Origin of the sequence: Gallalistipes aquisgranensis (genome assembly GCF_014982715.1) — a bacterium.
Taxonomy (GTDB): Bacteria; Bacteroidota; Bacteroidia; order Bacteroidales; family Rikenellaceae; genus Gallalistipes; species Gallalistipes aquisgranensis.
Genome location: NZ_JADCJY010000002.1, coordinates 485,840 through 507,665 on the forward strand (window position 1 = coordinate 485,840; position 21,826 = coordinate 507,665).

The 21,826-nt window shown below is 61.0% G+C and carries 16 protein-coding genes; 12 read left to right on the forward strand and 4 right to left on the reverse strand.

Annotation, left to right across the window (positions count from 1 at the left end):
* Nucleotides 1-7 precede the first annotated feature (7 nt).
* Together INF32_RS11305 and deoC are read left to right on the forward strand one after the other, a co-directional pair.
* Entirely contained in the window at nucleotides 8-1,693 is a 1,686-nt protein-coding gene (locus INF32_RS11305) for a tetratricopeptide repeat protein (RefSeq protein WP_226388508.1), read from the forward strand.
* Between the two features lie 186 nt (nucleotides 1,694-1,879).
* Nucleotides 1,880-2,758, forward strand: coding sequence for a deoxyribose-phosphate aldolase (gene deoC, locus INF32_RS11310; RefSeq protein WP_226388509.1), 879 nt, complete (start codon nucleotides 1,880-1,882; stop codon nucleotides 2,756-2,758).
* A gap of 158 nt (nucleotides 2,759-2,916) precedes the next feature.
* Here the strand turns inward: deoC and INF32_RS11315 are convergent, their stop codons facing one another.
* The 4 genes from INF32_RS11315 to INF32_RS11330 all read right to left on the reverse strand — a co-directional run bounded on the left by INF32_RS11315 (nucleotide 2,917) and on the right by INF32_RS11330 (nucleotide 6,534).
* On the reverse strand, nucleotides 2,917-3,867 hold the full coding sequence (locus INF32_RS11315; RefSeq protein WP_226388510.1) for a magnesium transporter CorA family protein: 951 nt from the start codon (nucleotides 3,865-3,867) through the stop codon (nucleotides 2,917-2,919).
* Between the two features lie 458 nt (nucleotides 3,868-4,325).
* Nucleotides 4,326-4,667 carry a MazG nucleotide pyrophosphohydrolase domain-containing protein gene (locus INF32_RS11320; protein ID WP_226388511.1) on the reverse strand — a complete coding sequence of 114 codons (342 nt, stop codon included), beginning with the start codon at nucleotides 4,665-4,667 and terminating at the stop codon, nucleotides 4,326-4,328.
* Between the two features lie 23 nt (nucleotides 4,668-4,690).
* On the reverse strand, nucleotides 4,691-5,146 hold the full coding sequence (gene dtd / locus INF32_RS11325; RefSeq protein ID WP_226388512.1) for a D-aminoacyl-tRNA deacylase: 456 nt from the start codon (nucleotides 5,144-5,146) through the stop codon (nucleotides 4,691-4,693).
* Nucleotides 5,147-5,274: 128 nt separating this feature from the next.
* A complete protein-coding gene (locus tag INF32_RS11330; RefSeq protein WP_226388513.1) occupies nucleotides 5,275-6,534 on the reverse strand; it encodes a phosphoglycerate kinase in 1,260 nt (419 codons plus the stop codon).
* A 179-nt stretch (nucleotides 6,535-6,713) separates the two neighbouring features.
* Between INF32_RS11330 and kbl the strand changes: the two genes are divergently transcribed.
* The 10 genes from kbl to INF32_RS11380 all read left to right on the forward strand — a co-directional run bounded on the left by kbl (nucleotide 6,714) and on the right by INF32_RS11380 (nucleotide 21,812).
* A complete protein-coding gene (gene kbl / locus INF32_RS11335; RefSeq protein WP_226388514.1) occupies nucleotides 6,714-7,901 on the forward strand; it encodes a glycine C-acetyltransferase in 1,188 nt (395 codons plus the stop codon).
* A gap of 25 nt (nucleotides 7,902-7,926) precedes the next feature.
* On the forward strand, nucleotides 7,927-8,403 hold the full coding sequence (locus INF32_RS11340; RefSeq protein ID WP_226388515.1) for an Lrp/AsnC family transcriptional regulator: 477 nt from the start codon (nucleotides 7,927-7,929) through the stop codon (nucleotides 8,401-8,403).
* Between the two features lie 2 nt (nucleotides 8,404-8,405).
* Nucleotides 8,406-8,858 (forward strand): 6-pyruvoyl trahydropterin synthase family protein, encoded by a 453-nt coding sequence (locus INF32_RS11345; RefSeq protein WP_226388516.1) that lies wholly within the window; start codon nucleotides 8,406-8,408, stop codon nucleotides 8,856-8,858.
* Nucleotides 8,859-9,100: 242 nt separating this feature from the next.
* Complete coding sequence (gene polA / locus INF32_RS11350; RefSeq protein WP_226388517.1) at nucleotides 9,101-12,040, forward strand: DNA polymerase I; 2,940 nt, start codon at nucleotides 9,101-9,103, stop codon at nucleotides 12,038-12,040.
* Between the two features lie 255 nt (nucleotides 12,041-12,295).
* A complete protein-coding gene (locus INF32_RS11355; protein WP_226388518.1) occupies nucleotides 12,296-14,545 on the forward strand; it encodes an aconitate hydratase in 2,250 nt (749 codons plus the stop codon).
* A gap of 20 nt (nucleotides 14,546-14,565) precedes the next feature.
* Nucleotides 14,566-15,795 carry an isocitrate dehydrogenase (NADP(+)) gene (locus INF32_RS11360; protein WP_226388519.1) on the forward strand — a complete coding sequence of 410 codons (1,230 nt, stop codon included), beginning with the start codon at nucleotides 14,566-14,568 and terminating at the stop codon, nucleotides 15,793-15,795.
* A gap of 173 nt (nucleotides 15,796-15,968) precedes the next feature.
* Nucleotides 15,969-17,318 (forward strand): citrate/2-methylcitrate synthase, encoded by a 1,350-nt coding sequence (locus tag INF32_RS11365; RefSeq protein WP_226388655.1) that lies wholly within the window; start codon nucleotides 15,969-15,971, stop codon nucleotides 17,316-17,318.
* Between the two features lie 141 nt (nucleotides 17,319-17,459).
* Complete coding sequence (locus tag INF32_RS11370; protein WP_226388520.1) at nucleotides 17,460-19,067, forward strand: SGNH/GDSL hydrolase family protein; 1,608 nt, start codon at nucleotides 17,460-17,462, stop codon at nucleotides 19,065-19,067.
* Nucleotides 19,060-20,316 (forward strand): GDSL-type esterase/lipase family protein, encoded by a 1,257-nt coding sequence (locus INF32_RS11375; protein WP_226388521.1) that lies wholly within the window; start codon nucleotides 19,060-19,062, stop codon nucleotides 20,314-20,316. Before INF32_RS11370 ends, INF32_RS11375 begins: the two co-directional genes overlap by 8 nt.
* Entirely contained in the window at nucleotides 20,313-21,812 is a 1,500-nt protein-coding gene (locus INF32_RS11380; protein ID WP_226388522.1) for an MBOAT family O-acyltransferase, read from the forward strand. Before INF32_RS11375 ends, INF32_RS11380 begins: the two co-directional genes overlap by 4 nt.
* The last annotated feature ends 14 nt before the right edge of the window (nucleotides 21,813-21,826 follow it).

A 21,826-nucleotide genomic window follows, 5' to 3' on the forward strand; every position in this document is an offset into this window, starting at 1 on the left:
ATTGATTATGAAAAGATTGGTAAAAGTAAGCCTGATTCTTTCTTGTATGGCGTTGGTGCTTTCGAGCTGCAACTGCTACAAGAAGATGTTGAAGAAAGTTGATACCGTGCAAACTTCCTGCACTCCCGCGGTGCTGAGTCTGAAAGGTTCGACCGTGACGGCCGATATCAAGGTGACCTTCCCTCCGAAATATTTCGACGAAGTGGCCGTACTGAAGGTGACGCCCGTTCTGGTGTTCGAAGGCGGCGAGATCGCCGGTACCCCCAAGTTCGTACAGGGCGAGAACGTGAAGGACAACTACACCGTCATTCCGTGGAAGACGGGCGGTTCCTACACGCAGACCGTGACTTTCCCCTACGATCCGAAGGCCCGTCTGTCGACGCTCGAACTGCGCATGGAGAGCAAGTGCTCCAACAAGTGCAGCAAGAAGTATCGTGAGTTCATTCCGTTCGCTGCCATGCCGGTGGCACAGGGTATCAGCACCGTGCAGAACGATGCCAACCAGACCAGCTATCTGGTGTACATGCCCGATAACTTCAAGAAGGTGACCACGATCTCCCAGGATGCCGAAATTCTCTATCAGATCAACAAGGCCAACGTCCGTAAGGACCAGCTGACCTCCGATCAGATCAAGATGCTGAACGACTTCGTGAAGGAGAACGCCGACAAGGAGAAAGTGACGCTGGGCAATATCGCCGCCAAGGGTTACGCTTCGCCCGACGGTCCCGTGAAGTTCAACGACGAGCTCTCCAAGAAACGTAGCGAAACCGGTAAGGAGGCTTACAGCAAGCAGCTGGGTATGGATGCCAAATACGACATCGCTGCCTACGGCGAGGACTGGGACGGCTTCAAGGAGCTGGTGGAGAAATCCGACATCAAGGACAAGGAGCTGATTCTCCAGGTTCTCCAGATGTACAGCTCGCCCGTGAAACGCGACGAGGAGATCAAGAACATGTCGTCCGTATTCAAGGTGCTGGCCGAGGAGATCCTCCCGCAGTTGCGCCGTACGAAACTGGTCGCTACGGCCGACGTTCAGTCCAAGACCGACGCCGAACTGAAAGCCGCCGTGGATCAGAACGTGAATTCTCTGGATCTGGAGGAGATGATGTATGCAGCCACCCTGTATAAGAAGAACTCCGAAAAGGCCATGATCTACGAGGCAGCCGCCAAGAAGTACAACGACGCACGCGCTTACAACAACCTGGGTGTCGCTCTGGCAAAGCAGGGCAAGCTCGACCAGGCCAAGAAGGCTCTGGATCAGGCAGCCAAGTTGCAGTCCGCTCCCGAGATCAGCAACAACCTGGGTGTCGTCGCTCTGGCACAGGGCAACGTGGCCGAGGCCAAGAAATACCTCTCTTCGCTCAACACGAAGGATGCGAAACGCAACATGGCTCTGGTAGAGCTGGCCGAGGGTAACTACTCCGAGGCTGCCAAAGGGCTGAGCGGTTACAACCTGGCTGTCGCAGAGGTGGCCAACGGCAATCTGGCTAAAGCCAAAACGGCTCTGGCCAAGGAGAAGAGCGCCGATGCCGATTACCTCCGCGCCGTGATCGCCATGCGCGAGGGCGATTCGAAGGCCGCTATCGCCAACCTCAAGAGCGCCTTCTCGAAGAAGAAGAGCCTGAAGGAGAAAGCGAAGACCGACGTGGAATTTGCGAAGCTGTTCGGAACCACCGAGTTCCTGGCTCTGTAATCCTTGCGGAAAGATAAGAGAGACGGACGGCCGGAACGGGCCGTCCGTTTTTTTGTTTCCGAAGGTGCGTAACTTTCCGAATTATTCGTACCTTGTAGCTGCATTCCGGTTTTCTCCCTCCGGTTGTTCCGCGGCAGGGAAGGATTGGCCGGGAAGTTGCGGATAAACTGTAAAATTTCTTGGCTTATGGAATATGGCAATCAACTCAACCAGTACGATCTGACCGCCACGCCCGAGGCGGTGGAGAAGGTGCTCGTGCGGGCCCGGGAGCTGGCTCCCCGCAACGAGACGGCGGATGTCTATAAATTGTGTTACGGTTGCATCGACCTCACTTCGCTCGGCTGTACCGATTCCGATGCCCGCATCGGTGCATGGGTGCGCAAGGCGATGGAATTCGGGCGGCATTTCAGCGGGATTCCCAACGTGGCTTCGATCTGCGTTTATCCCAATTTCGTGGAGGTGGTCGGGTTGGCCGTCGGCGACGGCAATATGGCCATTACCAGCGTGTCGGGCGGTTTCCCTTCGTCCCAGACCTTCCTGGAGGTGAAGATGCTCGAGACGGCGATGGCCGTCGAGAACGGGGCCGACGAGATCGACATCGTCATCAGTGTCGGCGAGTTCCTCAGCGGCGAGTACGATCGTATGGCCAACGAGATCGAGATGCTCAAGAACGAAGTGGGTCCGGATACGGTGCTGAAAGTGATTCTGGAGACCGGCGAGCTGAAGAGTCCCGAACTGATCCGCAAGGCGTCGTTGCTGGCGATGATCGCCGGGGCGGACTTCATCAAGACTTCGACCGGGAAGGTAGCCGTATCGGCCACTCCCGAGGCTGCTGTGGTCATGTGCGAGGCGATCCGGGACTACCATGCGAAGACGGGCCGCAAGGTGGGTTTCAAGGCGGCCGGAGGGGTGCGGACGGCATCCGAGGCCGTGCTTTATTACACGATCGTCGAGACGGTTCTCGGAAAGGAGTGGCTCACGCCCTTCCTGTTCCGCATCGGAGCCAGTTCGCTGGCCAACGACCTGCTGGGTGCGATCGAGGGACACCCCGTGAAATATTTTTAGGCGATTGTAATCGGGAATACCTTAATTTTATATAAGGAGGTTTCCCGTCGGTTCACCGAAGGGAAACCTGCATGAAAAAAACTCCGCTTTCGGCGGAGTTTTTTTGTCCGGTCGCGGAAGTGTCCGTTTCGCGCGGGCGGTCTTTCCTCGGGAAGGGCTTACAGCCACTTCTTCCATTTGAAATAGACGTAGGTGAGGCACGATACGAGCACCATCAGCCCCAGTGCGAAGACATAGCCGTATTCCCACTCCGTTTCGGGCATGTGTTTGAAGTTCATGCCGTAGAGGCTGGCGATCATGGTCGGGGGCATGAAGAACAGGGCGGCCACGGTGAAGATTTTGGTCACGTTGCTCTGTTCGATGTTGATCAGACCCAGCGCCGTGTCCTGCATGTAGTCCAGACGGTCGGAACTGAAATCGGCATGGTTGATGAGCGAGTTGACGTCCTTGATCATCAGCGACAGTTTGGGGTAGATGTCGTTCGGGAAGCGTTCGCTGCGCAGGATGCCCGAGAGCACCCGCTGGCGGTCGAAGATGTTCTCCCGGATCAGCATCGTGTTCTCCTGCAGGTGGTTGATCCGCTTGATGACCTCCTTGTCCACGCTTTCGTTCATGCTGATGTCCTTGCTGAGCAGGGCGATCTGGCGGGCCAGCGACTCCACGAGGTCGGCGTCGAAGTCGATCCGCACTTCGAGGATCGAGATCAGCAGATGGTATCCCGTGGGATAGCTGCGGTAGTTCATCTGCAACCGTTTGGCCGCCTCGCTGAAAGTGCGGAATTCGGAATTGCGCACCGAGATGAGCACCCCCTCGGAGATGATGAACGAAACGGGTTCGATCACGAAGCTCTCGCCCGTGGGCAGAAAGAAGTTGGAGTTGGAGATGATGGCGTTTTCCGTCTCGGAATATTTCGACGTGCTCTCGATCTCCTCGACCTGCTGGCGGGTCTGGAGGTTGATCTCCATGAAGTTCTCCACGGCCTTCTGTTCCTTGATCGTGGGCGAAAGCATGTCGATCCAGAGAATGTCGTCGTAACCCAGATCGTCGAACAGCTTGATGTCGGCGTTGCGGACGATCTTGTTGTATTGTTTCAGGTAGATGGTAATCATGTTCTCTCTTTTTACGCGTTCATAACCCGGTTTTCCGAACGGAGGGATTGTTCCCCCGCACACCTTCAGCCGGGATTGACGCGCGGACACCACTTCATGCCCCTGTTCCAGCGTCGCCGGAGGGCACGTCGTTTCTGCCTGGAAAAAAGAGAGTCGGACGGACGGGGGGACGGCAATATCATCCCTGCGGCGCACGGATTATCCGCGCGCAGGACGGGGCCTGTCGACAGGACGGCACCCGCATAAGCAGCCGTCGTTATTCTGCGCCCCACCATCGTCCATACAGAGTCGAAATTTCGTTTAACAATCGGGGATGTGTTTTGCCCGGATTCCGGCCGTCCCGATGACGGCCGCGGAATCCGCCCCTTCAGGCGCTACGAAGGTACGAAAAAATGTCGAATATGGTACCCTTCCGGTACAATTTCCGTGCAATCGGCGGGTGTTTTCGGCTGGCGGGACTACTTTTTGGGCTTTCTTCCGGGGTGTTCCGCTTCACGCCGGGCGGCCAGGTCGAGCGCGTTTTTCTTGTCGAGATTGTCGATCAGCGCTTCGGTCAGGTCGATGCCCGACTGTGCGGCCAGATGCAGAAGCACCCACAGCACGTCGCCCAGTTCGCCCGCCATGTCCGCCCGCAGTGCCTCCTGGTTCTGCGACGGATCGCCGTGCCGCAGGGCGATCACGCGGGCCAGTTCGCCCACCTCTTCCGTCAGGGCCGCCATATTGGTCAGCTCGCTCCGGTAACGCGAGGGATGTTTGCCCACCCACGCTTCCACCAACTCCTGCGCCTCTTTGATCGTCATCGTTTCGTGCCCTGTTTTTGCGGTTAATATTCCCTGTTTTTCGAATCCATCCAGATCGTCACCGGCCCGTCGTTCACCAGCTCCACCTGCATGTCCGCGCCGAATACGCCCGCCGCCGGCCGTCGGCCTGTTTCCCGCTCTAGAGCCGCGAGGAACGCCTCGTAAAGCGGACGGGCCACGGTCTCCCCGGCCGCACGGATGTAGGAGGGGCGGTTCCCCTTGCGCGTGGAGGCGTGCAGGGTGAACTGGCTCACGGCCAGCACTTCGCCTCCGGCTTGTTTCAGGTCGAGGTTCATCACGCCCGCCTCGTCGTCGAAGATGCGCAGCCGGGCCGCCTTGCCTGCCAGGTAGTCGATGTCCTCCTGCGTGTCGGCCTCTTCGATGCCCGCCAGGATGAGCAGCCCCCGGCCGATCGAGGAGCGGAGGTCGCCTCCGATCGTCACCGATGCCCGCGTGACCCGTTGTATCAATAACCTCATGGTGCGATGTGTCTGTTCCGGTGACGAAATTAACACAAAAAAACGGGAACCGGAAATTTCTCCCGCTTCCCGCGCATAAAAAACCGGGGCCACGCCGTGGTCCCGGTTTTTCCGTCGTCCGTACCGGACTATTTGCGGATGGCCGCCACGCCGGGCAGCTCCTTGCCTTCCATGTATTCGAGCAGGGCGCCGCCGCCGGTCGATACGTAGCTGACCTTGTCGGCCAGTCCGAACTTGTTGATGCAGGCCACCGAGTCGCCGCCTCCGATCAGGGAGTAGGCGCCTTTGGCGGTCGCGTCGGCGATGGCTACGGCCACGGCCTTCGAGCCTTCGGCGAACTTGTCCATCTCGAATACGCCCACCGGACCGTTCCACAGGATCGTCTTGCAGCCCAGAATGTGTTCTCGGAAGCTCTCCTTCGCCTTGGGGCCGATGTCCAGACCCTCCCATCCGTCGGGAATGTCGTTCGAGGGGCATACCTGCGTGTTGGCGTCTTCGCTGAAAGCGTCGGCGCAGAGTGCGTCTTCGGCCATTACGATCTTGATTCCCTTCTCTTTGGCCTTGGCCAGGATCGAAAGGGCCACGGGGAACTGGTCGGGCTCGCAGATCGAACCGCCGATCTTGCCGCCCTGGGCGGCCATGAAGGTGTAGGTCATGCCGCCGCCGATGATGAGGCTGTCGACCTTCTCCATCAGTTTTTCGATGATCGTGATCTTCGACGACACTTTCGATCCGCCGATGATGGCCACGAACGGCCGGGCGGGCGACTCCATCACCTGGTCGATGGCCTTCAGCTCGCCGTTCATCACGTAGCCGAACATCTTGTCGTTGGGGAAGTAGTCGGCGATCAGGGCCGTCGAGGCGTGGGCGCGGTGGGCCGTTCCGAAGGCGTCGTTGATATAGACGTCTGCGTAGGAGGCCAGCTTCTTCACGAACTCCTTCTGGCTGGCTTTCACCTCTTTCTTGGCGGCGGCCTTCTCCTCGTCGGTGGCGTCGTCGGCCAGTCCCCGGGGCTTGCCCTCCTCCTCGGCGTAGAAACGGAGGTTTTCGAGCAGCATCACCTCGCCGGGTTTCAGGTTCTTGGCCATTTCGGCGGCCTTCTCACCCATGCAGTCGCCGGCGAACATCACCTTCACGCCCAGCCGTTTCTCCACGGCCGTCACGATGTGCGACAGGGAGAACTTGTCGTCGTTGTTCTTCTTGGGACGGCCCAGGTGCGACATGAGAATCACCGATCCGCCCTTTTCGAGCACTTTCTTGATGGTGGGGATGGCGGCCCGGATGCGGGTGTCGTCCGTCACTTCGAATTTTTCGTTCAGGGGTACGTTGAAATCCACGCGGATAATGGCGCGTTTGCCCTTGAAATCATAACTGTCAATTGCTTGCATAGCTTGCTGTATTATGTTTGTCCAACGTTTTTAAGTTTCTTTAAAAAATCGCCGTTTGCGCCCAAAGTTACGCAATTCGTCAATAATTTTCGCTATATCGTAGGGATTTTTCCCGGAAAAAAGTAACTTTGCTAACACATTGTAACATGAACGTAGTTTCCAGTTAAAGATTCGGAGTTATGTACGGCGAAATCAAAACATTTTTGGAGCAGGAGCTCGCTTCGATCCGCGAGGCGGGACTGTATAAGGAGGAACGGATCATCGAATCGCCCCAGCGGGCCGAGATCGAAGTGGGCGGAAAGAAGGTGCTCAATTTCTGCGCCAACAATTACCTGGGCCTGTCGGACCATCCGCGGCTCGCGGAGGCGGCCAAACGGATGATGGACCGCCGCGGGTACGGTATGTCCTCGGTGCGCTTCATCTGCGGTACGCAGGATATTCATAAGCAGCTCGAAAAGGCGATCGCCGACTATTTCGGCACCGAAGACACGATTCTCTACGCCGCCTGCTTCGACGCCAACGGGGGCGTGTTCGAACCCCTGCTGGGCGAGAACGACGCCATCATCTCCGATTCGCTCAACCACGCTTCGATCATCGACGGCGTGCGGCTGTGCAAGGCCGTGCGTTACCGTTACGCCAATGCCGACATGGAGGAGCTGGAGAACTGTCTGAAGCTGGCGCAGGCCCAGCGTTTCCGGATCATCGTCACGGACGGCGTCTTCTCGATGGACGGCAACGTGGCCCCGATGGACAGGATATGCGAACTGGCCGAGAAATACGATGCGCTGGTCATGGTGGACGAATGCCATTCGGCCGGCGTGGTGGGTGCCACGGGACGGGGCGTGACCGAACAGTTCGACGTCCGCGGCCGGGTGGACATCATCACCGGGACGCTCGGCAAGGCTTTCGGCGGTGCGATCGGCGGTTTCACCACGGGCCGCAGGGAGATCATCGCCATGCTGCGGCAGCGGTCGCGGCCCTACCTCTTCTCCAATTCGCTGCCGCCCGCCGTGGTGGGTGCCGGGCTGGAGGTCTTCAGGATGCTGGCCGAAAGCGATGAACTGCACGACCGTCTGGTGGCCAACGTGGAGCATTTCCGCACGGGCATGCTCGCCGCCGGATTCGACATCAAGCCTACCCAGTCAGCCATCTGCGCCGTGATGCTCTACGACGCCCCGCTGTCGCAGAGGATGGCCGCGAAGCTGCTGGAGGAGGGTATCTACGTCACCGGTTTCTACTATCCCGTCGTGCCGAAGGGCCAGGCCCGTATCCGGGTGCAGGTTTCGGCCGGCCACACCACCGAACAGCTCGACCGCTGCATCGCCGCCTTCACCAAGGTGGGACGCGAACTGGGCGTGCTGAAATAGTATATTTATAGTAAACCCTATCGTTATGCCGAAAGTAAACATCGACGCCATCGACCGAAAGATACTCCAATACCTCATCAAGAATGCCCGGATGCCCTTTCTGGAGATCGCCCGCGAATGCGGGATTTCCGGGGCCGCCATCCACCAGCGGGTCAAGAAGCTGGACGACCAGGGGGTGATCCTCGGTTCGCGGCTGGAGGTCGATCCCAAGACGCTGGGATTCGACGTCTGCGCCATCATCGGGATACGGGTCTCCGATCCCACCATGAACCTGGACACGGTGGAGGCCCTGCGCCGGATTCCCGAGATCGTGGAGTGCCACTTCATCACCGGCCAGTACAATATCCTGATCAAGCTCTACTGCGTGGACAACGAGCACCTGATGCACACCATTTTCGACCACGTGCTCAAGATTTCGGGCATCTCCAACACGGAGACCTTCATTTCGCTGAACGAAGCGTTCACCCGGCAGGTGAACGTCGATAACGTGATGTCGGAGTAGGTATGAGCGTGATCCGTCTGACCAAGGAGTTTTCGTTCGAGATGGCCCATGCGCTGGAGGGGTACGACGGCGCGTGCAGCCAGATACACGGCCATTCCTACAAACTGTTCGTTACCGTGGCGGGGGAGCCCCTCGCCGATCCGTCCCATCCGAAATACGGCATAGTGATGGATTTCGGTGTGCTCAAGGAGCTGGTGAACCGGCTGATCGTCTCTCGTTACGACCATGCGCTGGTGATCCGCGACACGGAGGGGAACCGTCCTCTCGTGGAGACGCTCCGCTCGCGGTTCGACCGCATCGAGGCGGTGGACTATCAGCCCACGTGCGAGAATATGGTGGCCCGTTTCGCGGCGGCGATCGCCGCTGAACTGCCCGAGGGAGTCTCCCTGCGTGCCGTGCGGATGCACGAAACGGCCACCTCCTACGCCGAGTGGCTGAGCTGCGACAACGGGTGACCGGAGAAGGGATTGCGTTCTGCGGGCAATCGCGTGTGCGGAAATTTTCCGGCAAACCTTTTTTCGGGGCGGCCTGTCCCGGCCTGTGCCGCCGGTTTTGGCCCCCGGTCCGGAAGAAGTGACCCGGCATCCGGCGGCGGATGCCGATTCCGCGGAATCTTTTGTTATCTTTGCAGGGACCGCTTCTCCAGAAGCGGTCCCTGCCATGTTTTTGTATCCATCCGATAATCCTGTTTGCCGCCATGTCCAACGACGAATCCAAAAGACTTTTTCTGGTCGATGCCTATGCGCTGATCTTCCGCAGCTACTATGCCTTCATGGGCCGCCCGATGCGTAACGGGGAAGGGCTCAACACCTCGGCCGTGTTCGGGTTCACCAAGTTCCTCCGGGATATCATCAAGCGCGAACGGCCCCGTTATCTCGGCGTGGCGTTCGATCCCAAAGGAGGCAATTTCCGGCATGAACTCTATCCCGACTACAAGGCCAACCGCTCGGCCACGCCGGAGGACATCGTCGCGTCGGTGCCCTATATTAAGGAGATTCTCCAGGCGCTCCGCATCCCGATTCTCGAAGTGCCCGGATACGAGGCCGACGACGTGATCGGCACCCTTTCGGGAAAGGCCGCCGCCGAGGGATACACGGTCTATATGGTGACGCCCGACAAGGATTACGGCCAGCTGGTGCGCCCCACGGTCTATATCTACAAACAGGGCAAGGGGGGCGAAGGCGTCGAGATCGTCGGCTGCGACCAGATCCGGGAGCACTACGGCGTGGACGATCCCCGGCTGATTGTCGACATTCTGGCCCTGTGGGGCGACGCCTCGGACAATATTCCCGGCGTGCCCGGCATCGGGGAGAAGGGAGCCGTGAAACTGGTCTCCCGTTTCGGTCCGGTGGAGGAGATTCTGGCCCACGTCGACGAGATCGGGGGCAGGCAGCGGGAGAACATTCTGGCGACGGCCGGACAGCTGGCCCTTTCCAAGCGGCTGGCCACGATCGAAATGAACGTGCCGATCGACTTCTGTCCCGAGGCGCTGGCGATGGAGGACCCCGACTGCGACAGGCTGCGGGAGGTGTTCCGCCGGCTCGGATTCAATATGTTCATCCGCGAGGTGGATGCCGGTGTATTTATTCCCGCCTGTCCTCCTTCGGGCGCGGAGGCGCCGGTGGAGGGGGATACGTCAGCCGGGGCCGTGCGGCAGGCTCCGGACCCGGCCGCGGCACCGGCTTCCCGTCGGTCTTCCAAAGCGGCGCAGGCATCCCTGTTCGGTCAGGGCGACCTGTTCGCCGGGACGGGGACGACAGCGGCCGCGCCCGCGCCCTCCCCGGCGGCGGAAGGGGAGGCGCAGGGAGACTTGTTCGCCGCGTCGCAGTATGCGACGGTGGCCGATACGCCTCACGACTACCGGATCGTCCGCACGCCGGAAGAGCTGTCCGCCGTGGTGGAACGGCTGAGGGCCCGGGGAGAGTTCTGTTTCGACACGGAGACCACGGGATTCGATATTTTCGGGGACCGCATCGTGGGCATGTCGTTCAGCATCCGGGCCCATGAGGCGTGGTATCTGCCCTGCGATCCCGTCAATACGGCCGCTTACGCCGCCCTGCTCAAACCGCTTTTCGAGGACGCTTCGGTGGCGAAGATCGGCCAGAACCTCAAGTTCGACATCATGGTGCTCAGCCGCCTCGGTATCCGGGTGCGGGGATTCAAGTACGACACCATGCTGCTGCACTACCTGCTCGATCCCGAATCGCGCCACAACATGAATTTCCTCTCCCGCACCTATCTGGGGTATGCGCCCGTGGAGATCGAGACCCTGATCGGCCGCGGGGCGAAACAGCTGACGATGGACCGGGTGGCGGTGGAGACCGTGGCGGAGTATGCCGCCGAGGATGCCGACGTGACCCTCCGGCTGAAGGAGGTGCTGTGGCCGAAGGTGGTGGAGCAGGGGCTGGAGAAGCTCTACCGCGACATCGAGGAGCCCCTGATCGACGTGCTGGCCGACATCGAGCTGGCCGGCGTGCGGATCGACTGCGGTATCCTGGCCGACTACGGCCGCCGGCTGAACGAGGAGCTGGGCGGCATCGAGGAGCGTATCCGCGAGCTGGCCGGCGAACCGGCGCTCAACGTCAATTCGGCCCGCCAGCTGGGCGACATCCTCTTCACGAAACTGAACGTCGACCCGAAGCCCAAGCTGACCAAGACGAAACAGTACCGGACCGACGAGGAGTATCTCCAGATGCTCTCCGACCGTCATCCCATCATCGGGTTGATCCTCGAATACCGGGGCGTCAAGAAGCTCCTTTCCACCTATGTCGAGGCGCTGCCCCAGCTGGTCAACCCGAAGACGGGCCGCGTCCACGCCTCGTTCAACCAGGCGGTGACGGCGACCGGACGGCTCAGTTCGACCAATCCCAACCTCCAGAACATTCCCGTGAGGGACGAGAGGGGCCGCGAGATCCGCAAGGCCTTCGTCCCGGCCGACGACGACCACCTGCTGCTATCGGCCGATTACAGTCAGGTGGAACTGCGGCTGATGGCCCATCTGAGCGGCGATCCGGCCCTGATCGAGGCGTTCCGCCACGGGGAGGACATCCATGCGGCCACGGCTTCCCGCCTGTTCGGGGTGCCGCTGCCGGAGGTGACATCCGAGCAGCGTCGGCGGGCCAAGACGGCCAACTTCGGTATTATCTACGGTATTTCCGCCTTCGGGTTGGCCCAGCGGCTCAACATTCCGCGCACGGAGGCCAAAGAGATCATCGGCGGCTATTTCGCCTCCTACCGCGGGGTGAAGGAGTACATGGACCGGGTGATCGCTCAGGCCCGCGAGGACGGTTACGTGAGCACGATTTTCGGCCGGAAACGCTTCCTGGCCGACATCCGTTCCCATAACGCCGTGGCACGGGGACTGGCCGAGCGGAACGCCATCAACGCCCCGATCCAGGGCAGCGCGGCGGATATCATGAAGCTGGCCATGATCGCCGTACACCGGGAATTCGGGCGGCTCGGCCTGCGTTCGAAGGTGATCCTGCAGGTGCACGACGAACTGGTGGTGGACCTCTACAAGCCCGAACGGGAGGAGGTGATCCGGGTCGTGGTCGGGGCCATGGAGCATGCCGCCGCCCTGAAGGTGGCCCTTACGGCCGATTTCGGGGTGGGGGAGAACTGGCTGGAGGCGCACTGATTCCCGGAGCGGCTTCTCGTTGCGGGGGCGCGGGGCCCGGGATTCCTTTGCGGTTCCGGAAATGGCTGCGTGGCTTCGGCTTTCCGTCCGTGGTTCCGGAAGCCTTTCTGCGGTTTCCGTCCGATGCGGAGCGAGGGCGGGTCCGGAAGAATTTTTGTATGGAAAGGGATTCGGCCGTGAAAAACCGGATCGGCCAGAACTTTATTTTAACAAAATGTTTATCTTTGCACAAAACATATTTAACCGAAGGATACTATGTTCGATTTGGATTTGATCGGAAAGGTCTATGGCTCGCTGGCCGGGCGCATCGACCGGGCGAGGGAGGTGCTGGGACGTCCCATGACACTGGCGGAAAAGATTTTGTATGCGCATTTATACGATCCGGAACAGATCGCGCGGTACCGACGGGGAGAGGATTACGTCAATTTCGCGCCCGACCGGGTGGCCATGCAGGACGCTACGGCCCAGATGGCGCTTCTCCAGTTCATGAATGCCGGGCGGGAACGGACGGCCGTGCCCGCGTCGGTGCACTGCGACCACCTGATCCAGGCCGAGAACGGGGCGGGAAGCGACCTGCCGCGGGCCCTCGACACGAACCGGGAAGTGTACGACTTCCTGCGCACGGTGGCCGACAAATACGGAATCGGTTTCTGGAGACCCGGGGCGGGAATCATTCATCAGGTGGTGCTGGAGAACTATGCCTTTCCCGGCGGCATGATGGTGGGTACCGATTCCCACACTCCCAATGCGGGAGGTCTGGGCATGCTGGCGATCGGCGTGGGCGGTGCCGATGCCGTGGACGTGATGGCCGGCATGCCGTGGGAGCTGAAGATGCCCCGCCTGATCGGCGTGCACCTGAAAGGAAAGCTCGGCGGCTGGGCCGCTCCGAAGGACGTGATTCTGAAACTGGCGGGCATCCTCACTGTGAAGGGGGGGACGAACGCCGTCATCGAATATTTCGGCGAGGGGGCCGCGTCGCTCTCCGCCACGGGCAAGGCCACGATCTGCAACATGGGGGCCGAGGTGGGGGCTACCGCTTCGCTCTTCCCCTACGACGGGCGGATGGCGGAGTACCTGCGGGCCACCGGCCGCGGGGAGGCGGCCGCGCTGGCCGACGGGATGGCGGAGTACCTGCGGGCCGATCCGGAGGCGGAGGCCGCTCCCGAACGCTGCTACGACCGGGTGATCGAGATCGACCTTTCGAAACTGGAACCCTATATCAACGGGCCCTTTACGCCCGATGCGGCCCATCCGATCTCGGAATTCGCCGCCGTCGTGCGGGAGAAGGGGTATCCCCGCCGGATGGAGGTGGGACTGATCGGGTCGTGTACCAACTCCTCCTATGAAGACCTGGGCCGGGCCGCTTCGGTAGCGCGCCAGGCCGCGGAAAAGGGGTTGGAAGTGAAGGCGCAGTTCATCGTCAATCCCGGTTCCGAGCAGGTGCTCTGTACGGCGCGGCGCGACGGGATCATCGCCGGTTTCGAGGCGATCGGAGCCGTGGTGATGACCAATGCCTGCGGTCCCTGCATCGGACAGTGGAATCGCCGTACGGACGATCCGCAGCGGGCCAATTCGATCGTCACCTCGTTCAACCGGAATTTCGCCAAACGGGCGGACGGCAATCCCAACACCCATGCCTTCGTGGCCTCGCCCGAGCTGGTGACGGCCCTTACGCTGGCCGGCGACCTCTGTTTCAATCCCCTGACCGACACGCTGACCGACCGGGAAGGCAAAGCCGTGCGGCTCGATCCGCCGCAGGCCGATGCGCTGCCGCACCGGGGCATGACGGTGGACGACAACGGTTACGTGGCTCCTTCGGCGGACGGCAGGTCCGTGGAGGTGACCATCCGGCCCGATTCGCAGCGCCTGCAGGTGCTGAAGCCTTTCGATCCGTGGGACGGAAACGATCTGCACAAGCTGCCGCTGCTTATCAAGGCGGCGGGCAAGTGTACCACCGACCACATTTCGATGGCGGGCAGCTGGCTCCGTTTCCGGGGACACCTGGAGAATATCTCCGACAACCTGCTGATGGGGGCCGTGAACGCCTTCACGGGCGGGACCAACGACGTGCTCAACCAGCTGGACGGAAGCCGCGGGGCCGTGTCGGCCGTAGCCAAGGATTACAAGAGGCACGGAATCGGTTCGGTGGTGGTGGCCGAGGAGAATTACGGCGAGGGCTCCTCGCGCGAGCATGCCGCCATGGAACCCCGTTTCCTCGGGGTCAGGGCCATTCTGGTGAAGTCGTTCGCGCGGATTCACGAGACGAATCTGAAAAAGCAGGGCGTGCTGGCCCTCACGTTCGCCGACAAGGCCGACTACGACCGCATCCGGGAGGACGACCGCATTTCGGTGCAGGGCCTTGCGGATTTCGCGCCCGGGAAGCCCCTGCGCGTGGTGCTCGAACACGGCGACGGCACGGAGGAGGCATTCGAGGCGAACCATACCTACAATCCGCTCCAGATCGAGTGGTTCAAGGCGGGTTCGGCCCTCAATTACAAAGGTTAAACGCATAACGGACACGATTTATGGAGAAGATCAAGGTAACCAATCCCGTGGTGGAACTGGACGGGGACGAGATGACGCGGGTGATCTGGAAATTCATCAAGGAGAAGTTGATTCTGCCCTATCTGGACATCGACATCAAGTATTACGACCTCGGGATCGAAAACCGTGATGCCACGGACGACCGGGTGACGGTCGAGGCGGCCGAGGCGATCCGGAAGTACAACGTGGGGATCAAATGCGCCACGATCACGCCCGACGAGGCCCGCGTGAAGGAGTTCGGCCTCAGGAAGATGTGGAAGTCGCCCAACGGGACGATCCGGAACATTCTGGACGGCACGGTCTTCCGCGAGCCGATCATCTGCCGCAACGTGCCGAGGCTGGTGCCGGGCTGGACACAGCCGATCTGCATCGGGCGTCACGCTTTCGGCGACCAGTACCGTGCGACGGACGTGGTGACCGGAGGGCGGGGCACGCTGACGATGACCTTCACTGCCGAGGACGGGACGACCCGCAGCTGGAAGGTGTACGATTTCGCCGGCGACGGGGTGGCCATGTGCATGTACAACACCGATGCCTCGATCCGGGGATTCGCCCATGCCTGTTTCAACATGGCCCTGAGCAAGGGCTGGCCCCTCTATCTGAGCACGAAGAACACGATTCTCAAACAGTACGACGGCCGGTTCAAGGATATTTTCGAGGAGGTTTACCGGTCGGACTACAAGGAGCGGATGGATGCGCTCGGGCTGACCTACGAACACCGGCTGATCGACGACATGGTGGCTTCGGCCCTCAAGTGGAGCGGCGGTTTCGTATGGGCCTGCAAGAACTACGACGGCGACGTGCAGTCGGACACCGTGGCGCAGGGCTTCGGTTCACTGGGGTTGATGACCTCGGTGCTGGTCACTCCGGACGGAAAGACGATGGAGGCCGAGGCCGCCCACGGCACCGTGACGCGCCATTACCGGCTTCACCAGCGGGGAGAGGAGACCTCGACCAATCCGATCGCCTCGATTTTCGCCTGGACGCGGGGGCTGGCGCACCGGGCGGCGCTCGACGGGAACGAGGCACTCCGCCGTTTCGCCGGAGCGCTCGAAGCCGTCTGCGTGGAGACCGTGGAATCGGGCCGGATGACCAAGGACCTGGCGATGCTGGTCAGGGGGGGGACCGTCGCCCGCGAGGATTATCTCAATACGCAGGAGTTCCTGTCGGCCCTCGACGAAGGGCTCCGCAGGAAGCTGGCCGGGGCGTAGGATGCTTTCGGACCGGTCGAAAGCCCGCGGTGCGGAACGGTGTCCGTTCCGTTTCCGGAAGGCCGTTGTGCGGGGTGTCGGTCTGAAAAATCCATAACAACTTGTTTAATTTCCCGATATTTTGTGTATATTGCGAGGGAATAAATGGAGGATGCCAAGCGAAAAAGATGGAAATGAAACAGGAATATATCATTTACAAACTCTCGGAGTCGATCAAGACGACGAGCCGGATCGATCCCGATCTGTTCGTAAAGTACAATGTAAAGAGGGGGTTGCGTAACGAGGACCACTCGGGCGTGCTGGTCGGTCTGACCAAGATCGGCGACGTGGTGGGATACGAGCGCCTGCCCCAGGGAGGGTTGAAGGCCATCCCCGGCAAACTGGTCTACCGGGGAATCGACGTGGAGGATCTGGTGAAGGGATTCTATGCCGAGAACCGGTTCGGGTTCGAGGAGACGGCCTTCCTGCTGCTTTCGGGTTATCTGCCCGACAAGGAGGAGGACGAGGTGTTCCGCAGTCTGATCGCCACCTACATGCCGCTGGAGCAGAAGACGAAGATGAACATTCTCGATCTGGAGGGGCAGGACATCATGAACATCCTGGCGCGCTGCGTGCTGGAAATGTATATTTTCGACCCGGCGCCGGACGACACCTCGCGGGAGAACCTGATCCGCCAGTCGATCGAGCTGATCGCCCGTTTCCCGACCATCATCGCCTATGCCTATAACGTGGTGCGCCACAGCCGGCAGGGCCGTTCGCTCCATATCCGCCACCCGAAGGAGAACCTTTCGGTTGCGGAGAATTTCCTTTACATGCTCAAGGGCGAGTTCACCGACCTGGAGGCGCGGGTGCTCGATCTGGCGCTGGTGCTCCATGCCGAGCACGGAGGCGGTAACAACTCCACTTTCACGGTGCGCGTGACCAGCTCTTCGGGGACGGACACCTACTCCTCGATCGCCGCGGCGATCGGTTCGCTCAAGGGTCCCCTGCACGGCGGTGCCAACAAGGCCGTGACCGACCAGTTCCTCCATCTGAAGGAGACGATCCGGGACTGGACAGACGTGCAGGAGATCGACGATTACCTGATGAAGATGCTCCGCAAGGAGGTGTATGACAAAAAGGGGCTGATCTACGGTATCGGTCACGCCGTCTACACCGTTTCCGATCCGCGGGCCCTGCTGCTCAAGGAGAAGGCCCGCGAACTGGCCGTCGAAAAGGGCCGTGAGCGGGAATTCGCCTTCCTGGAGCTGCTCGAGGAGCGGGCCGTGGGGTGTTTCATGAACTACAAGGGCAACCAGGTCAACAAGCGGGTCTGCGCCAATGTGGACTTCTATTCGGGTTTCGTGTACGACATGATCGGGCTGCCGCAGGAGGTCTATACGCCCTTGTTCGCCATGAGCCGCATCACGGGCTGGACGGCCCACCGGATCGAGGAACTCAACTTCGACAGCCGGCGCATCATCCGTCCCGCCTACAAGAACGTGGCCGAACTGAAGAAATTCCTGCCGCTGAAGAAGCGTTGACGGCGGCGTCTCCCGTATCGTATCCTCCGGCCCTCTCCGCAGGGCCGGATTTTTTGTCGGAATCGGGCGGGGAGAACGGTTCCGGGGTGTAGAAATACCGAACAAATTCGTACCTTTGCTGCTCCCGCAGGGGTCGATACCATGGCAGACGAAAGAGATTATACGTTCCGCACGTTCGGGATCACGGCGACGGTGGTCGTCCTGATGCTGGGTCTGAGTTTCGTGCCCGGGTTCCGGGTAGGCGGCGTCTGCCTCAAGCGGGCCAATATCGTCTCCGATCTGATCCGGGCCGAAGATTCCTCGGAGCTGCTGATGGCCGATGCCTACTTCGATACCACTTTTCTCGGCGAGAGCGTCGATGCGGCCAGCGCCGAGAGGATCGACTCGGCCCGTTCCCTGCCTGCGGCGGCCACGCTGGACTGGTCGATCGGCGGACCGGTGCCTCCGTCGGCGGGCGGAGTGCGGGATTCCGCGGCCGTGCGCCGCCCGTCGTCGCTGGCCGATACGGCCGAAGTGGTGGAGATCGAGGATTTCAGCGGGGACGACAGGCAGATGGACCGTTTCTACCGGGCGCTGGGCGAAGCGGACCGCCGCCCGGTGCGGATCGCCGTGCTGGGCGATTCGTTCATCGAAGGGGATATTTTTACGGCCGATCTGCGGGAGCAGTTCCAGACCCTTTACGGGGGGCGTGGCGTAGGTTTCGTGCCCTTCTCCTCGCCGGTGGCCCAGTTCCGCGGCTCGGTGAAGCACTCTTTTTCGGGCTGGACGACTTACAGCGTGGTGCAGAAAAAATCGGCGCCCGAGGAGATCCGGGACAAATTTTCCGTTTCCGGTTCGGTCAGCGTTCCGGACGAGGGGGCCGAGGCCCTGTTCGAGGGAACCTCTTTCCGTCGGCATCTGCAGTTGTGCAGTTCGGCCCGCCTGCTCTTCATCAACGAGGGTCGCACCGTCGTACACGTGACGGTCAACGACTCCCTGCAACGGCTGTTCCGTCCCGACAGCACGCCTTTCGTGCAGCAGATATGCGTCACGGGCGAGATCCGTAAGCTGCGGGTGCGTGTCACCGAGCCCGCGGGTTTCTACGGTTACGGCGTGGTGTTCGGCGACGATACGGGCGTGGGGCTGGACAACTATTCGATCCGGGGCAACAGCGGGCTGGCCCTGTTCGGTACGAACAGCGTGATCGACGCCCAGATCGGCCGTCTGCTCGGGTTCGACCTGGTCGTGCTCCAGTACGGGCTCAATGCCATGTCGCCCGAGGCGGGCAGTTACGACGGGTACGGTACCCAGCTCAGCCGGATCGTGGATTTCGTGGAGCGCTGTTTCCCGGGCAGTTCGCTGCTCGTGATGGGAATCGGCGACCGCAGCACCCGCCAGGAGGGGGAGATGGTCACCATGCCCGGCGTGCCGCTGATGATCGAGGCTCAGCGTGCCGCCGCACGCCGCAGCGGGGTGGCCTTCTGGAATACGTTCCGGGCGATGGGCGGCGAGGGAAGCATGGCGGCTTTCGTGGAGCGGGGCTGGGCGGCCAAGGACTATACCCACATCGGTTTCGCCGGAGGCCGTTACGTCGCCCGCCGGCTGGCCGCCTCGCTGATGCGGGGCGAGGAGGACTATCTCGTGCGGATGGAGGAGCAGCGGCGGCGCAGGCGGGAAGAGGAACGGCGCCGGCAGGATTCGGTCGTGCGTGCCCTTTCCGCGGCCGATACCCTGGGTGTTTCGAATGTAACCGGCAATGGATATGAATAGGATAGTGCGTCATACGGTGGTGGCCGTCCTGTCGTGGAGCCTCGTTCCGGTTCCGGGGGCGGCTGTCCGGGCGGAGGCCGCGGAACCGCTCGCCCGGGTGGAGATGCCTGCCGTCGCGGAGAGGCTCGTCGATTCGGCGGCGAACCGGATCGCGGACAGTCTCGGCGTGCTGGAGCCCTTCGTGCGTCGGCTCGTGGCGCTCAGGCAGGGCGGAGAGGGGGTCGTTTCCGTTTTCCACATAGGGGATTCCCACGTACAGGCGGGTTTTCTGACCGATACGCTCCGCATGTTTTTCCAGCGCGATTTCGGCAGTGCCGGCAGGGGGCTGGTGGCTCCCCTGCGGCTGATCGGGACGAACGAACCGTTCGGTTACCGGATCACGTCGCCCAACCGGTGGACGGGCTACCGCTGTACGGGAGCGTCCGCCGACTGTCCGGTGGGCGTGACGGCCATGGCCCTGGCGACGGACGAACCGGATGCCCGTTTTACGATTTCGGCCCGTGACAGTTTTTCGTTGGTGAGGGCGTTCCACCATCCGCATGCGCCGCTGTTGCTGGCACCCGATTCGCTGGCGGCGGGGATCGCCTGCCCCTGCGGCGATACGGAGGAGATGACGGCCGTGGTGCTCGACCGTCCCGTGACGGAGACGGCCCTTTGGGCCCCGGTGAGGGACAGTCTCTACGATACCCCCGTCTTCTACGGATTTTCGCTCGAAAACGGCCGTCCGGGCGTGCTGTACCATGCCTCGGGTATCAACGGCACGACGTTCGAACATCTGAACCGCAACGGGGAGGAGCTGGTGCGGCAGTCGGCCCTGCTGGCTCCCGATCTGATCGTGGTGTCGCTGGGTACCAACGATTCGTTCGGTCGCAATTACAATACGGAATACGTTTACCGGCAGATCGTCTCTTTCGTGAGGAGTCTGCAACGGGTCAATCCGGGTGTTCCGCTGCTGCTTACGGCGCCGATGGAGTTTTGCAAAAGGCAATATTCGAAAGGACGCTACGTGCGGGTGGTCAATCCCAACGGGGCCCGTACGGCCGCTCTGATCGGGCGGGCCGCCGCCGAGTGCGGGGCGGCTTTCTGGGATTTTTACCGGGCGGCCGGAGGGGCGGGAGCCAACGGCCGGTGGCAGCAGGCCGGCCTCGTGAGGCGCGACCGCATCCATCTCTCCGAAGAGGGGTACACCCTTCAGGCCCGGATGCTCTATAACGCTTTTGTGGATTACTATAACCGAATAGTCCGATGACACTCGACTGGCCCGACATAGGAGAATCGCTCGTGCGGATTCTGACATACGATCCGAAAGCGCCGCTGATCTTCAGCAGCGGTCTGTTCCTCTTCCTTTTCGCCGGGTTTTCGTTCTTCTATGGATTCATGCGCCGGGCGGTGATGCTCCGCATGGTTTACGTCACCCTCTTTTCGCTCTATTTCTACTACAAGACCAGCGGCATCTACTTCCTGCTGCTCATTTTTACCGCCACGTCCGACTACCTGATCGGGCTGGCGATGGGCCGGACACAGGGACGTACGGCCCGGCGGTGGCTCGTGGCGCTCAGCGTATGCGTCAATCTGGGTATGCTGGCCTATTTCAAGTACACGAACTTCTTCATCGGGATCGCCAACGACCTGGCGGGCCGGAACTGGCTCGATTTCCGGAATATCTTCCTGCCGGTGGGCATCTCCTTCTTCGTGTTCCAGTCGATGAGCTATACGATCGACATCTACCGCCGGCGGATAGACCCTCTGCGGTGCTGGATGGACTATCTCTTTTACCTGTCGTTCTTCCCGCAGCTGGTGGCGGGGCCCATCGTGAGGGCCCGCGACTTCATTCCTCAGATACGGCAGAATCCGCTGGTCGTGACCCGGCAGATGTTCGGGACGGGAGTGTTCCTGATCGTTTCGGGCCTTTTCAAAAAGGCGGTGATCTCCGATTTCATCAGCCTCAATTTCGTGGATCGGGTCTTCGACGATCCGTTGCTGTACAGCGGATTCGAGAACCTGCTCGGGGTCTACGGCTATGCACTGCAGATCTACTGCGACTTTTCGGGCTATTCCGACATGGCCATCGGTATCGCCCTGCTCCTCGGTTTCCGGTTCAACCGGAACTTCGATTCGCCCTACAAGTCGGCCACCATCACCGAATTCTGGAGACGGTGGCACATTTCGCTGTCGAGCTGGCTGAAGGATTACCTCTACATTTCGCTCGGAGGAAACCGCAGGGGGCGTTGGCGCACTTACCTCAATCTGATGCTCACCATGTTGCTGGGCGGTCTGTGGCACGGGGCGGCCATGCGTTTCGTGCTGTGGGGGGCGCTCCACGGCGGGGCGCTCGCCGTGCATAAATTCGCCATCGAACGTTTCGGGTTCAAGGCCGTGGGAAGCCAGATGCGGCCCTGGCGGCGGGTGCTGGGCATGTTGTTCACGTTCCATGTCGTCTGCCTGGGCTGGATTCTCTTCCGGGCGAAAGACATGGCCACCGGCATACAGATGTTGCGGCAGATATTCACCGATTTCAGTCCGGAACTTATTCCGCAGGTGATCGGAGGCTATGCCGGGGTCTTCTCTCTGATGGCGGTCGGCTACCTGCTCCATCTGTTGCCCGGCAGCTGGGAGGAGTCGGCGCGGCGCGGAGTTGTCCGGCTTCCGGTGTTCGTGCAGGCCGTGGCGATCGCCGTGCTCATCTGGGGCGTGATGCAGATCAAATCTTCGGATATACAACCTTTCATATACTTTCAGTTCTAAGAAACCGTTATCCT